Raw genomic sequence first — 13,285 nt, 5'->3', positions numbered from 1 at the left:
GATATTGTGGAGACGTGACATGTCACGTCTCTACATAATACACATTTTTATGACCGCACATCAATTACGGTTGCTCTGGTGAAATAATTAAAACCTTCGATTTCAGCAGGTGTACCAATCTTTAATCGACTTTTACCCAAATACAATCCTTTATCCTGAACATTCGCTTGACCTGTCAAAGTAATTAATATATCCATCCTAAAATTCTCCTTCGGGTCAGGTAACTCCCTCACCGAACCATCCGGTTGCGGTACAGATAGAGTTATCGGTATTTGTTTGACTGATTTTATATTGAGCTTACCTTCAGGTTGATTTTTTAGTGTAATGTTAGTTTGAGTACCTGGTTTTAATCCTTGTTCTAGAAAAGCTTTTGGATTTTTAACACTCAAACCTTGCACAAATAAATCAATTTCTACTGGTTGAGTCGAACTTGGTTGAGCTAAACTCAACGATGGATAACAAAAAATACTTACTAATGACAGTAAAAGTACTAGTAAAAGGCGCTTAATAAAAGATGATAGTCTTGTAAACAGGATAAATAAGCGGCTCTTAAAATTCAAATTTACCATTATAATAAGTGCCTAATTATGCAAACTGAACAACTCGTAACACGTACTTACAGATGCTACGTTTATTAATCCTAGCTTTAATTAAGTCACTTGAATCAATAATTTGTTTGCCAGTTTGCCGTACCTACGCAAACTAAATTAGCTCAAACTCAACTTGATGACTTTTGAGAAAGCTATGGGTGTAATGGTCAACAATATTCGTATCGCTCAATTCTAAATTATAAAAATCTACACTATCATGGTCAAAGTATGGCCCTGCGTGCCAAGTTCCCACATTCAACTTGATAAAACAGTTTCCTGGAATTTTAAAAGCTTTCATTCTATCTAAATCAGGTTCATTCACGCTGTTATTAGCTGGACATACAGCAATTAACCAGTCTTTTCCTTCCAAAGAACCTAAACACTGTGTACATTGACCATGACGAGTAATGTTGTAAAACTTATTACCCCGCTTTGTTAAACGCATGATATAAAAACGCGGTATACCTTTATCTAAAACTAATTGAGCATCTTCACTATCAAAGCTTTTACCATCTTTACTCGCAAAAATGACTTGCCCGTAGTCACTAAAATTTTCTGGTGTAATTAACTCTGCCTTGATTTGCTGTACAGTTTTTGATGGCGCCATAGGTTTTATATAATTTTCTAATTTGAATCTAGCTTAGAAAGAAAACGCTTGGGAATAATCGATGCTTGCTTCTCTGGGTCATTCGAGGGTTTAGTATACCATAGTGCCCAAGCAAGTAATGGAAATTGTAACGGCAGTCTAATGGCATGAAACCAATTACCCGTTGGAATATGGTCAGCAATTTTAATGTGGTTGATTGCCATGTTGATATTAGCAGAATAAACTACGATGAACAGTACAAACAATCCCCATGCTGCTGCTTGACTGACAGGTGGTACAAGTAAACCAATTCCGCCTAAAATTTCAAAAAACCCACTGAGGTACACCCAAAAATCTGGGTTCGGTAGTTGAGGTGGAACTATTCGTGCGTATGGTTCCACAGCAGTAAAATGTGTTATTCCCACAATAATGATAGCTACAGCAAGGATTACACGTAAAAGTTCTTTTCTGTTATTCATTGCTCGGCGCCGACTATATATAGTTAAATGTATTAATTCATTTTCGCAACCAAGCGTAAAACTGTCTTCAGTCACCAGTTAGAATTCAACAATATATAGTAGAGACTTCTAGATGAGTACAAATTTGAACAGACGTAAATTTATTGTATACACCTCAGCCATAGTTTGTGGTTCACTTATTCCTGTAGCGTGCAGCAATAATCAAACCACAACTAGCACTGGTAACTTTAAAATAGCCATCGCACTTCCCGGAGTTATATCCGATAAAGCTTGGAACCAATCTGGATATGAAGGAGTGCAACTAGCAAAACAAAAGTTAGGAGTAGAAACCGCACACGTTGAAAAAGTTTCCCAACCTGACCAAACTGAGGTACTATCAGACTTTGCCCGTCGTGGTTACAATGTAGTCATTGCCCACGGTGGACAATTTGACGCTGCCATTCAACAAATAGCACCCCAGTTTCCCAATACATTCTTTATTGGTGTTAATGGTAATGTGAAAGGCGCCAACATTGCATCTCTCAGAATAGACCATTTGCAAGCGAGTTACCTATGCGGAATTGTCGCCGCTACTATGACAAAATCGAATAAACTAGCTTATATAGCAGGACAAGAATTTCAAGCAACCCAAGAAGAATTACGCGGGTTTGAGTTAGGCGCCAAGTCTGTTAAAAAAGATATTAAAATAAGTTCAACTTTTACAGGTGATTGGAACGATGTCGCAAAAGCTAAAGAAGCTACACTTGCTTTAATATCAACAGGCGCCGATGTCATCTATCAATGGTTAGATAGTGCTTCTGCTACTGTACTACAAACCGCAAGTGATAAAGGGGTTTATGCGTTTGGTAATACAAATGACCAGTTAGAGATAGCACCCAAAGCTGTTTTAACTAGTGCGGTGAAACATCTTGATGTGGCAATTACATATTTAGCAGAGTTGGCACAGAAGAAAGAGCTTAAAGGAGAAGTTTATAAGCTGGGTTTAGAAAGACCTGATATTTTGACTTTAGGTAAATTTAGCGATGCTGTTCCGCAAGCATTGCAAAAACAAGTGTTGGGTGTTAAGCAACAGATAATAGATAAGAAGGTTAGTTTAAATTAGGGGCGGGCAGGGATGCCCGCTCCACAAGAGTTTTTACAAGAGTTTGTTATGGCATATTTACGATTAGAGAATATTACTAAACAATTTGGCGCTTTTATAGCTAATGATAATGTTAATTTATGTGTTGAGTCTGGAAGTATTCACGCTATTCTTGGGGAAAATGGCGCCGGAAAGTCTACTTTAATGAATATTATCAGTGGATTATACCAGCCAGATGCAGGACAAATATATTTACAAGAACAATTAATTACAATTAACTCATCTGCGGATGCAATAAAGTTAGGTATTGGCATGATTTACCAGCATTTTATGCTTGTACCACAATTAACTGTGACAGAAAATATTATTCTTGGTACTGGTAAAAATATTAATTTAAATCTACGCCAAAAGCAAGCCGAAATCAAAGCTTTATCTCAAGCATATAATTTAGAAATTGACCCTACTGCCAAAGTCGAAGATTTACCTGTAGGAATGCAGCAACGTGTAGAAATACTAAAAGTTTTATACCGTCAAGCAAAATTATTGATTCTTGATGAACCTACAGCAGTTTTAACACCATTAGAAGTTAAATCATTAATTACCATTCTTCGTCAACTTGCAGCGAATGGACATACTATTATATTTATCAGTCACAAATTAGAAGAAGTAATTAATTTATGTGACACTGTAACCGTGCTACGAAGAGGAAAGGTAGTAGCAACAACAACGACGCAGCAAACAACATCACAACAACTTGCTGAATTAATGGTTGGGCGCCAAGTTAGTTTACATCTTAACAAAAAACCTATTGCTTCAGGTAAAATTATATTATCAGTAAAAGATTTACAAGTCAAAGATAATAGAGGTGTTACGGTAGTTAAAAATATTTCTTTTGAACTGCACGCAGGAGAAATATTAGGTATTGCTGGTGTTGATGGTAATGGACAGCGAGAGTTAGCAGAAGCTCTTGCCCGAACAGGAGTCAAAATAGGGTATATTCCAGAGGATAGGCAGAAAACAGGTTTAATATTGCAGTTTAATATTGCTCAAAACTTGATATTAAAAGCTTTTAAAAATCCACCGTTTTCTCGTCGTGGTTTATTGCAGCAAGAAGTTATTAAAAGTAATGCAGCGTCTGCAATGGAAGAGTTTGATATTCGGGCGCCTGATGTTAATGTTAAAGTGAGTCAGCTTTCTGGTGGCAACCAACAAAAAATCATCCTCGCGCGCGAATTAGCTGGAGAACCATGTTTAATTATAGCAATGCAACCAACGCGCGGGTTAGATATTGGAGCAATTGAAGCAGTTCAGCAAAGGTTACTCGCACAAAGAGAACGTGGTACAGCAATTTTATATATTTCAACCGAGTTAGAAGAAGTAATGGCAATGAGTGACAGAATTGCCGTAATGTACAAAGGTGAGTTTGTTGATATATTGGACGCTGCTAATGCGACAGTTGAACAAATAGGCTTGCTTATGGGAGGGGTAGAAAGATAAATTATGGGCATTACCTTAGAGTTTAAACAAGTATCCCCCTATTTATTGAATAAGCTTATAGAATATCCTGATTTTTTAGGTTTATTTTTAGATGCAAAATACTTACCAGACTCACCATTTTGGTAAGAATTTACAATTAATCAAAATGATACAAGCGATATTGAATGGTATGATGAAGCAACGAAGTATTATATAGAGACATTAGAAAAATTAAAAATAGATAAGCCTCAAGAATTTGAGAAAATCAAAGAAGATATACATATAATTGAGAACGAAGGAAAAGGAGCTTACTTAGACATTGATAAAACATGGAAGTTTCTTCACTTTTTACTCACTGGTTATGAATTTGATGTTAAGATACCGTATTTAATTGGCAAAAATTCAAATGATGATTTGCCATTGATTAATGCTATTTTTGGAGCAAAGAGTTTAGGATACGATGGAAGTGATTTCGGTTTAATCTACTTCACTGATAAAGAGGTTAAAGAAATTGCTCAAGCATTATCAGAGTTTTCCTACACTCAGATGAGAGAAAGATTAAGGTTTAATGGGTTAGAAGAAGCAGATTATGAACACATTTTAAATGATGCATACAATAAACTACTTACTTACTATAAAGATGCTACCGAAAAGGGAACTGCAATGTTGTTACATTTTGGGTAGAGAAGATTTTAAACAAAAAATATCTAATATTTTCTTGTGGGGTGGGCATCCCTGCCCGCCTTTTATACTTGGAACGGGCAAGGATGCCCATTCCACAAAAACCTTTATGAGATAACAACATGAAAATTAACCGTTTCTTTCCTATTATTTCACCTTTAATTGCAGTTTTTTTAGCGTTAATAGTCGGCGCCGTTCTTATTCTTATTGCAGGTGCCAATCCTATCACAGCTTATACGGCATTATTTACTGAATCATTATCTACTTATTTTGGCTTTGGTAATACTCTTACTAAAATGGCACCACTATTACTTACTAGTACTGGGGTTCTAATAGCTTTAAAAGCAGGACAATTTAATATAGGTGGGGAAGGACAGATATATTTTGGCGCCTTGGGTAGTGCTTTGGTTGGTTTATATGTAAAGGCGCCAGGTTTTATTCATGTACCATTAGCAATACTAGCTGGATTTATTTTTGGCGCCGTTTGGGGTTTTATTCCTGGTTATCTCAAAGCTATGCGTGGTATCAATGAAGTTATCACGACTTTGCTGCTTAATTATATTGCAATTGATTTAATTAGTTATTTGGTGCAAAATCCGTTGAAGGAAGCGAATGCACCTAGTCCTTATTCACCACTGATAGCCAAATCAGCACAGTTACCTATTGTTATATCAGGAAGTTTGGCTCATGGGGGTATACTAATCGCATTAATAGGGGCACTCATTGTGTATATAATTATTAAGCGTTCTACATTAGGTTATCGAATAACAGCAGTTGGCTTAAATCAGAAAGCTTCTAACTATGCGGGTATTTCAGTACAGCGTACAATTATGCTAGTTATGGCTGCTAGTGGTGGATTTGCAGGATTAGCTGGCGCCTCGGAAGTGATGGGTTTAAAATATCGTTTGTTTGAGCAAGTCTCACCCGGTTATGGTTTTGATGCGATTGCGATTGCTTTTCTAAGTCGTGGTAGTGTACTAGGATTAGTACTAAGTTCGTTATTTTTTGGTGCATTACGAAGTGGCGCCAATGTTATGCAGCGTAGTGCAGGGGCACCTGTGACTGTAATATATGCCATTCAAGGATTAACGGTATTATTTATTGCAATTGCTTTGGCATTAGAACCGAGACTGCGAACATGAATAATAATTTCCTAACTGATTATCTTGCATCTACCCTGCGTCTTTCGGTTCCCCTTGCTTATGCTGCGATGGGTGGTCTCTTTTCTGAACGTTCGGGTGTTTTAAATATCGGTTTAGAAGGAATGCTACTAACAGGCGCCTTTACTTCTGCGGCTGCTACTTTTTATAGTGGTAATGTAGCGGTGGGTATTTGCGCTGCTTTGATAGCTGGTGGGTTCGTTGGATTAGTTCATGCGTTTTTATGTGTGACTTTACGAGTTAACCAGCTGGTATCGGGACTGGCTATTAATTTAGTTGCAGGGGGGTTAACATCGTTTTTAGGGCGCCTTATATTTAGTGGCAGTACACAGCGTTTACCAGTAGTACCCGCAATCAAGATTCCTATTCTTACTAATATTCCTGTAATTGGTATTTTATTCGAGCAGGATATTCTTGTATATCTATTGTTTTTGATTATTGCTGTAACTACATATTTTTTGTTTTACACAAATCCTGGTTTGAACTTACGCGCAGTCGGAGAATATCCGTCCTCTGCTGATACAGCAGGAATTTCGGTTGCTTTAGTTCGCTATGTTGCTGTAGTTACAGGTGGATGTCTCGTTGGTTGCGGTGGCGCCTATTTGGCTTTAGTACAAATTAATTACTTTACCGAAGGAATGAGTGCGGGTAAAGGATTTATTGCTATCGCATCGTTAATATTTGGTAGATGGCATCCTATTGGTAGTGCTTTGGCTTGCTTGTTGTTTGGCGCCACAGAAGCTTTACAGTTAAGGATACAGGCGTTTGGTGTAAATATTCCATATCAATTCTTAACGATGCTACCTTACGCAGTTGCAATGATTGCTCTTATCGGTGGTATGGGAAAATCTACACCTCCTGCTGCGCTAGGTGTGCCATATGAACGTAACAGTGCAGGTAAAAATATCTAGTAAGTTATGAAATTAATTCGCACGTGAATATAATTTATGCTAATATTCCCAATGTGTTGTTAACTAGCTTGGCGCCGTCTAGTCCCGGATAGCGCAGACGCTCCACCTAGTAAACAATAAACGAGCCTGTTTGTATCAAGCCGTAGTAAAACCGCTTGAAGCTAGCCTCGTACATCTTGCTGGCAGGGTAATGACGTTGTAAAAGACGTTTGAAAATTGACATACCCCTGTTCTGGTTGGTGACGTATAGCTTTGAGTGTGTATTTATGGGTAAACAGCGATTTGTTTTTGACTTCAAATTAAATAGTTATTTGTTAGTACATTTGATTTTTTATATCAGTGTACTTATTAATCTTGGTTATGAAAGTATTGAAACTCCTAATACAGGATAGTGGAGACGTTACATGTAACGTCTCTACATGTGTCGGCAAATAATTGCTGATTAATTGGTTTTAGGAATTGCACGAGGGTTGCGAACTACTGGTAGCTGTTCCAAAATAACAATAATTGCAGTACGTCCAGACGTTAAACTTGTATAACTCATTAATTCAATAACAGGTTTATTAATAACCTCTTCAATTGTTTCTTGAATAAGAGGTTTAATTATTCTATCTAAATCTGACCGTACTTTTTCTGCCAATATTTCATTGCCAGAACGTAGAATTGTTTGTTCTGCTAATGTGACAGAATTCTCAATTGTAATCGCCAATTGGGTATCAAAAAAATGGCAGATAATCCTGCCTATACGCTGTCCAAGTTTGGCATTATATAATGAACGTATACGGTTTGAAATTTCCCTTTCTAATTGTCCAATCGTCGGCTCTTCCATGATAATCCAATACAGTTGTAGCACTTTATATATATAATATAAAAATGAACAAAATGTGTCGTTTATATTGATTAAATTATTTTACTTAATCTAGATTAAATCATAAGTAGAATGCAAAAATCTTACTTCCAATCATTCTACTTATATTTTTAATACTATGCGTAACATCTCTCTTTTGATCAGAGCATGCTCTCATTTACTTCTATCAAAAACACTTCCAAATAAAAAATTTCCAAATATCCCCAATAATAAAGGGCGGGCAAGGATGCCCACCCCACAAGATATACACATGAAACATATATGGCACAAGAGACAGAAAGAGGTGTGATATCACTTTGTCCCGAATAATCTATCTCCTGCATCTCCTAACCCAGGTATGATGTAACCGAGTTCATCAAGTTTGTCGTCAATCGAAGCTGTATATACGGCTATATCAGGATGTATCGAACAGAAATGTTCAAGCCCTTCCGGCGCCGCAAGTAAGCAAACAAACTTAATAGAAAGAGGATTTGTAGATTTTAGTCGTTCAACAGCAGCGATGGCAGAATTTCCAGTTGCCAACATTGGGTCTACGATTAAAACATCGCGCTTATCGATATCATGAGGAACTTTGAAGTAATACTCAACGGGAATTAAACTTTTGGGGTCACGGTATAGACCAATATGTCCAACTCGTGCAGAAGGAATTAACTCTAACATCCCATCTAAAATACCTTGTCCTGCACGCTGAATAGCTACTATAACCAGCTTTTTATCGGGTGCAAGCACAGGCGCCTCCATTTGAGCAATAGGTGTTTGAATTAATTCAGTTTTTAAAGGTAAATCGCGTGTTACCTCGTAAGCAAGTAACAAACTAATTTCCTTTAACAGAGTGCGAAACTTAACTGTGCTTGTTTCTGCTCTCCGCATCAAAGTCAGTTTATGCTGAATCAAAGGATGATTTATGACCGTAACTTGATTTCCCATGTCTATATATATAAATGAATCTTTGATTAAAATACTGTACCGTCGCTAAGGATTTGAATTGGGGGGACACCATCTGCTCTTTTTTCAGCAGCTATTTTTCGTCCTGCCGTCCAAGTTCCACCTTGAAGAATTTTCACGAGTGGTAGTTCTTCAGTACTCATGCTTAATTTTTCTCTAACGCAAGCTGCTATTTCATCTAATAGCATTACCGTTAAAGCGCGCCATTCTACGATAACTGGAGATTCAACCGAATGGGGAGTGTGTAATATATCTGAGTGTTTTGGACGTAATAACTCTAAATCTATACATAATCCACCGTTGCGATATTCAGGTAGTCCTGTTAGTTGGTCTAAACCAGTAATTTCGATACCGAGTTCTTGTAGCGGTTCGAGCAAAGAATAAGTAAGCCATTGTGACAGTTTGTGGAATGGCACGAAACCATCATCCGCAACATCAGGATGGCGCCATACATCTCCTAAGTTTACCCCGGCAATTGACTGGCGCCCCGACCAAATTTCGCTCAAGCTTGAAAGTACAGCATCAAAAACGGTTGCTGCTTCTAGCTGATTATTATTAACTTTGCCAACTAAGTAATTAACCAAATTCCCAGGACGAGGATTTTCACCAAAATACTCAGGTAGTGCAGTTAAGACTTTGCCTAATTTCTGTAGTAACTGTAATCTTCCAGTTACACCAACAAGAGGGTTATCAGGACGTATTTGAAACCCCTGTACTAAATCAGATAAAATAAAATCTTGTAATTTTTGAGCATCAACACGCATTTTACTCGTTTTATCACTGGAGAATGCACCCTGACAAAACATTTGGAAACTCGCGACTGCTAGACCTTCAGAGCGTTTAAAACCCAAATTAGTTACAGGTTCGTAATAATACCAATTACTTCCGGCGCCTGCATCAAGCAATACACTAATAATTGCCAAATCAAACTTAGCTATTGCCTTTTCGTGTGGTGAAAGTTCTGCAAGCAAACTATCCAACTGCTCCAAACGTGTAATTCCACCTGCCGTCATATGGCGCCAGCGACTATGAAACGGTATCTGTAAATTAGGATACTCTGACCGTATTACATCAATAACATAATCAGCAGCATGGGAAAGTGGCGCCAAATCACAATCAAAATAACGGGAATTACCAGCAACCGCATTTTGGAAAAGCTGCCCACAACGGGAGCGAATAGCAACAGGACTTCGTAAATACGTAATTAAATCATTCATTGGGCTTTACTTTATATTTAGATACACCTGATAAACGTAGAGACGTGATTAATCACGTCTCTACACAAACGTGCTAATTACTCAACGAGAGAGCGTCCTTTAATTTCTGATAAACCTGTATCGTCTAGAACTTCGCCCGTAGTAAAATAGCCAGCAGCTTTTTTGGCTTCGATTTCTACGCGCGCATCGTTAGGTATTAAATCTTCTGGAATTGCGACACGCTCGACAATTTCAATTCCCGATTGCGTGATGGCATTGAATTTCATATTGCTCATCGATACCATGCGGTCAATGCGGGTTACACCCAACCAATGTAAAATATCGGGCATTAATTCTTGAAAACGCATATCTTGTACACCCGCTACACACTCGGTTCGGGCAAAATATGCATCTGCTCTATCGCCACCTTCTTGGCGTTTGCGCGCGTTGTAAACCAAAAATTTTGTGACTTCACCCAGCGCACGTCCTTCTTTGCGGCAATAAATTATAATACCGGCGCCACCTTCTTGAGCAGTTTGGACGCACACCTCAATTCCATGAACCAAATATGGGCGACAGGTACATATATCCGAGCCAAACACGTCAGAACCGTTACATTCGTCATGTACACGAACTGCTACAGGTTTGTTTGGGTCGGTAATGGCGCCTATATCACCAACAATATATACTGTTACGCCCCCAATCGGGGGTAAAAATACTTCTAAGTCAGGACGAGTAACTAATTCAGGAAACATTCCCCCGGTTTGCTCAAATAACGCACGTCGTAAGTCACCTTCAGAGATATTGAAGCGCTTGGCAACACCTGGTAAATACCAAACAGGTTCAATCGCAGCTTTGGTAACGACTAAATCGCCACCTGTTTTCATAATTTTGCCATCGATTTGCAATCGCCCATTTATAACTGCTTCTTGTAGTTCGGGCATGTTTATATGAGCTTTTGTAACAGCTATGGTTGGACGAATATCGTACCCCTGTTCATAATATGATGTAAAAACTTCACCAACGATAGCTCCGAATGGGTCTATTGAAACGATTTTTTCGGGGTCACTCCAACTTGGATGCGGACCAATGTGTTCAACTGGGGAGGTGTTGGTCAAGTCAGCACGGTGGTCTGTTTGAAGGGCGCCGCTTGCTACTGCTAAAGCGCGGTATATTGCATAACCTCCCGAATGCGTACCAATTACATTTCGATGCGCTTGTTTAGTCAGCGTCGCAATAATTGGACCTCGTTCGACAGGAGATTCTGCCCCCCATTGAATGGGTATTGGTTTGGGACCAAAATTACTTGGGTGTGAGGTGAGAACAATATGCCTTGAAGAGTTATTCGGATTTGGCATTGCTTTATACTTATCAGCTTTTAGTAAATTAAGATTTGTCTACAACAATAGTTTATTCTTGTTTTTGTCAAATTCAGTGGTATGTTTAACCAATCAATCTTGATGCTCCGCAAAGTGTCTTGCTGCTTAACCGTATTACAGAATACAAAAAAACATGCACGAATTGCGTACTTTGCAATTAGGGGCAAAAATTTAAGAGTCAGTAAAAAAGTTACTTAAGACTCAATTTTGTGCGAAAGTTGAGAAAAACATCCTACACTCTAGATTAAATTCATGGATTCTTTATTTATCGATTCATTACTTGAAGACTTGAAAAACCCTTCTGAGTCAGTGCGTGAACATGCGACTCAAAAGTTATGGCGAATTTGGTTTCAGCAGAAAGGAATTCATGGGTTAGAGGTAATTGACCGTAGCCAAAAACTGCTTGATGCGGGCAAAGTCGCAGAAGCTGAGTTGGTATTAAACGAATTAATTCAAAATCAACCTGATTTTGCTGAAGCTTGGAATCGTCGCGCGTTTCTTTATTACACTACTGGGAGATACCGAGAATCGTTAATTGATTGTCAAAAAGTTATTGATTTAATCCCTGTACACTTCGGCGCCCTTCATGGTATGGGGTTATGCTATTCCGCTCTCGGTGAGTATCAAAAAGCAATTCAAGCATTTCGACGTGCTGTAGAAATTCAGCCATTTTCGCTCATCAATCAAAAATTGATTTTAGAATGCATGATGCGTCTAGGTTAAATTATTTATACAAGAACAATCAAATATAAAATTAAAACACTCGTTATGTGGGTATCAGGGTTCATCCTTAAACGCCGTCGATTTATAAAATATAGTTCGCTGTTTTTCGCAAGCAGTGTTATACATGCTTGCAACAATAACGTTTCACAGGCGCCGTCTTCTAATGAGATGTCTAATGGCAGCGCTAAAAAACTTGATAAAATTACCTTTGGCACAAATTGGTTAGCGCAAGCTGAACATGGTGGATTTCCCTTGTGCGATTGCGACGGGAATATATAAAGATTACGGTTTGGATTTCACTATTGGGGTGGGTGGTCCTCAAGTCGCCAGTGGTACTCAAGCACTACTAGGTGGCGCCGTAGATTTTTTATGGGGCAAGGAGTCGATGCTATCAATGCCATCGTTTTTATGTATTCCAAAAATCACAGTCGCGGCAATTTTTCAAAAAGACCCACAGTGTTTAATTGCTCATCCCAATACAGGAGTTAAGACTTTACCTGACCTCAAAGGCAGACCTATATATATAAGCGCTGGTGGTAGCATCACTTACTGGACCTTCTTAGAACTAAGTACAAATTTACTGACGATCAAAAACGTCCTTATAACTTTAACCCCGCTCCATTTTTAGCAGATAAGACCTCAGCGCAGCAAGGTTACATTACATCTGAACCGTTGGCAATTGAAAAGCAGGGTGGATTTAAGCCAGTAGTATTTTTACTGGCAGATTATGACTACACACCATATGCAACCACTATTGAAACTAAAAAAGAATTAGTACAAAAAAATCCAGATTTAGTACAGCGTTTCGTCGATGCTTCAATAAAAGGGTGGTACAGCTATCTGCAAAACCTAGAACCAGGAAATAAACTAATTAAAAAAGACAATCCAGAAATGACCCGACGAGCAAATCAAATATGGTTTACAAAAACTTAAAGAATACGGCGTAATAGTTTCTGGTGATGCTGAAAAATTAGGAATTGGCGCCATGACCACAGAGCGTTGGCAGTCATTTTTTAACAAAATGGTCAAAGCCAGAGTTTTTAAACCAAACACAAATTACAAAGATGCATTTACCCTACAATTTGTCAACAAAGGAAAACAAGCACTCTTGTAGCACAGGCATCTTGCCTGTGCAGTAAATGTAATTATTTGTACTACAAAGATATTTGCTTAGAGGCGCCAAATTCCTAGAGGATAAATAAGGTAAACA

Annotated in this window: 17 protein-coding genes; 10 read left to right on the top strand and 7 right to left on the bottom strand. The window is 38.3% G+C overall.

Features of this window, described 5'->3' with window-relative positions; translation table 11 throughout:
• Positions 1 to 47: 47 nt before the first annotated feature.
• The 3 genes from DSM106972_RS09315 to DSM106972_RS09305 form a co-directional block, all read right to left on the bottom strand.
• Entirely contained in the window at positions 48 to 569 is a 522-nt protein-coding gene (locus tag DSM106972_RS09315) for a DUF4330 domain-containing protein (protein ID WP_127080451.1), read from the bottom strand.
• Between the two features lie 133 nt (positions 570 to 702).
• Positions 703 to 1,197 carry an ureidoglycolate lyase gene (locus DSM106972_RS09310; protein WP_127080450.1) on the bottom strand — a complete coding sequence of 165 codons (495 nt, stop codon included), beginning with the start codon at positions 1,195 to 1,197 and terminating at the stop codon, positions 703 to 705.
• Between the two features lie 17 nt (positions 1,198 to 1,214).
• A complete protein-coding gene (locus DSM106972_RS09305) occupies positions 1,215 to 1,655 on the bottom strand; it encodes a DoxX family protein (protein ID WP_127080799.1) in 441 nt (146 codons plus the stop codon).
• A gap of 112 nt (positions 1,656 to 1,767) precedes the next feature.
• Here DSM106972_RS09305 and DSM106972_RS09300 point away from each other — a divergent pair, with 112 nt between their 5' ends.
• From DSM106972_RS09300 to DSM106972_RS09280, 6 genes are all read left to right on the top strand, one after another.
• Positions 1,768 to 2,757 (top strand): BMP family protein, encoded by a 990-nt coding sequence (locus DSM106972_RS09300; protein ID WP_127080449.1) that lies wholly within the window; start codon positions 1,768 to 1,770, stop codon positions 2,755 to 2,757.
• 48 nt (positions 2,758 to 2,805) lie between these two features.
• Entirely contained in the window at positions 2,806 to 4,233 is a 1,428-nt protein-coding gene (locus DSM106972_RS09295) for an ABC transporter ATP-binding protein (RefSeq protein ID WP_127080798.1), read from the top strand.
• A gap of 3 nt (positions 4,234 to 4,236) precedes the next feature.
• Complete coding sequence (locus DSM106972_RS54815) at positions 4,237 to 4,359, top strand: hypothetical protein (protein ID WP_267901082.1); 123 nt, start codon at positions 4,237 to 4,239, stop codon at positions 4,357 to 4,359.
• 9 nt (positions 4,360 to 4,368) lie between these two features.
• Positions 4,369 to 4,896 carry a DUF1877 family protein gene (locus DSM106972_RS09290; RefSeq protein ID WP_127080448.1) on the top strand — a complete coding sequence of 176 codons (528 nt, stop codon included), beginning with the start codon at positions 4,369 to 4,371 and terminating at the stop codon, positions 4,894 to 4,896.
• A gap of 119 nt (positions 4,897 to 5,015) precedes the next feature.
• Positions 5,016 to 6,035: an ABC transporter permease gene (locus DSM106972_RS09285; protein ID WP_127080447.1), complete on the top strand. Its 1,020-nt coding sequence runs from the start codon at positions 5,016 to 5,018 to the stop codon at positions 6,033 to 6,035.
• Entirely contained in the window at positions 6,032 to 6,964 is a 933-nt protein-coding gene (locus DSM106972_RS09280) for an ABC transporter permease (protein ID WP_127080446.1), read from the top strand. Before DSM106972_RS09285 ends, DSM106972_RS09280 begins: the two co-directional genes overlap by 4 nt.
• 442 nt (positions 6,965 to 7,406) lie before the next feature.
• Here DSM106972_RS09280 and DSM106972_RS09275 read toward each other — a convergent pair whose 3' ends face one another.
• The 4 genes from DSM106972_RS09275 to DSM106972_RS09260 all read right to left on the bottom strand — a co-directional run bounded on the left by DSM106972_RS09275 (position 7,407) and on the right by DSM106972_RS09260 (position 11,331).
• Entirely contained in the window at positions 7,407 to 7,793 is a 387-nt protein-coding gene (locus tag DSM106972_RS09275; protein WP_127080445.1) for a Na-translocating system protein MpsC family protein, read from the bottom strand.
• A gap of 330 nt (positions 7,794 to 8,123) precedes the next feature.
• The gene (gene upp / locus DSM106972_RS09270) at positions 8,124 to 8,759 is read right to left on the bottom strand and encodes a uracil phosphoribosyltransferase (RefSeq protein ID WP_127080444.1); all 636 of its coding nucleotides are present in this window, start codon (positions 8,757 to 8,759) and stop codon (positions 8,124 to 8,126) included.
• Between the two features lie 26 nt (positions 8,760 to 8,785).
• Positions 8,786 to 9,994 (bottom strand): URC4/urg3 family protein, encoded by a 1,209-nt coding sequence (locus tag DSM106972_RS09265; RefSeq protein WP_127080443.1) that lies wholly within the window; start codon positions 9,992 to 9,994, stop codon positions 8,786 to 8,788.
• A 77-nt stretch (positions 9,995 to 10,071) separates the two neighbouring features.
• Positions 10,072 to 11,331: a GTP cyclohydrolase II gene (locus DSM106972_RS09260; RefSeq protein WP_127080442.1), complete on the bottom strand. Its 1,260-nt coding sequence runs from the start codon at positions 11,329 to 11,331 to the stop codon at positions 10,072 to 10,074.
• A 273-nt stretch (positions 11,332 to 11,604) separates the two neighbouring features.
• Between DSM106972_RS09260 and DSM106972_RS09255 the strand changes: the two genes are divergently transcribed.
• The 4 genes from DSM106972_RS09255 (at position 11,605) to DSM106972_RS54800 (ending at position 13,189) form a co-directional block, all read left to right on the top strand.
• Complete coding sequence (locus DSM106972_RS09255) at positions 11,605 to 12,075, top strand: tetratricopeptide repeat protein (RefSeq protein ID WP_127080441.1); 471 nt, start codon at positions 11,605 to 11,607, stop codon at positions 12,073 to 12,075.
• A 238-nt stretch (positions 12,076 to 12,313) separates the two neighbouring features.
• On the top strand, positions 12,314 to 12,703 hold the full coding sequence (locus DSM106972_RS54810; protein WP_267901081.1) for an ABC transporter substrate-binding protein: 390 nt from the start codon (positions 12,314 to 12,316) through the stop codon (positions 12,701 to 12,703).
• A 44-nt stretch (positions 12,704 to 12,747) separates the two neighbouring features.
• The gene (locus DSM106972_RS54805; RefSeq protein ID WP_267901080.1) at positions 12,748 to 13,008 is read left to right on the top strand and encodes an ABC transporter substrate-binding protein; all 261 of its coding nucleotides are present in this window, start codon (positions 12,748 to 12,750) and stop codon (positions 13,006 to 13,008) included.
• A 52-nt stretch (positions 13,009 to 13,060) separates the two neighbouring features.
• Entirely contained in the window at positions 13,061 to 13,189 is a 129-nt protein-coding gene (locus DSM106972_RS54800; RefSeq protein WP_267901079.1) for a hypothetical protein, read from the top strand.
• The last annotated feature ends 96 nt before the right edge of the window (positions 13,190 to 13,285 follow it).

The organism is Dulcicalothrix desertica PCC 7102 (genome assembly GCF_003991905.1).
Lineage (GTDB): Bacteria > Cyanobacteriota > Cyanobacteriia > Cyanobacteriales > Nostocaceae > Dulcicalothrix > Dulcicalothrix desertica.
The sequence above is the reverse complement of the archived record's forward strand: the minus strand, read 5'-3'. Positions and strand labels throughout refer to the sequence as shown.

Bases quoted from the DNA above. Each gene is read 5' to 3' on its own strand.
- DSM106972_RS54800 (WP_267901079.1), top strand. From the start codon at position 13,061: ATGACCACAGAGCGTTGGCAGTCATTTTTTAACAAAATGGTCAAAGCC.
- DSM106972_RS09305 (WP_127080799.1), bottom strand. From the start codon at position 1,655: ATGAATAACAGAAAAGAACTTTTACGTGTAATCCTTGCTGTAGCTATC.
- DSM106972_RS09300 (WP_127080449.1), top strand. From the start codon at position 1,768: ATGAGTACAAATTTGAACAGACGTAAATTTATTGTATACACCTCAGCC.
- DSM106972_RS54815 (WP_267901082.1), top strand. From the start codon at position 4,237: ATGGGCATTACCTTAGAGTTTAAACAAGTATCCCCCTATTTATTGAAT.
- DSM106972_RS09255 (WP_127080441.1), top strand. From the start codon at position 11,605: ATGGATTCTTTATTTATCGATTCATTACTTGAAGACTTGAAAAACCCT.
- DSM106972_RS09315 (WP_127080451.1), bottom strand. From the start codon at position 569: ATGGTAAATTTGAATTTTAAGAGCCGCTTATTTATCCTGTTTACAAGA.
- DSM106972_RS54810 (WP_267901081.1), top strand. From the start codon at position 12,314: ATGGTGGATTTCCCTTGTGCGATTGCGACGGGAATATATAAAGATTAC.
- DSM106972_RS09295 (WP_127080798.1), top strand. From the start codon at position 2,806: ATGGCATATTTACGATTAGAGAATATTACTAAACAATTTGGCGCTTTT.
- DSM106972_RS09275 (WP_127080445.1), bottom strand. From the start codon at position 7,793: ATGGAAGAGCCGACGATTGGACAATTAGAAAGGGAAATTTCAAACCGT.
- DSM106972_RS09310 (WP_127080450.1), bottom strand. From the start codon at position 1,197: ATGGCGCCATCAAAAACTGTACAGCAAATCAAGGCAGAGTTAATTACA.
- DSM106972_RS09285 (WP_127080447.1), top strand. From the start codon at position 5,016: ATGAAAATTAACCGTTTCTTTCCTATTATTTCACCTTTAATTGCAGTT.
- DSM106972_RS09265 (WP_127080443.1), bottom strand. From the start codon at position 9,994: ATGAATGATTTAATTACGTATTTACGAAGTCCTGTTGCTATTCGCTCC.
- upp (WP_127080444.1), bottom strand. From the start codon at position 8,759: ATGGGAAATCAAGTTACGGTCATAAATCATCCTTTGATTCAGCATAAA.
- DSM106972_RS09280 (WP_127080446.1), top strand. From the start codon at position 6,032: ATGAATAATAATTTCCTAACTGATTATCTTGCATCTACCCTGCGTCTT.
- DSM106972_RS09260 (WP_127080442.1), bottom strand. From the start codon at position 11,331: ATGCCAAATCCGAATAACTCTTCAAGGCATATTGTTCTCACCTCACAC.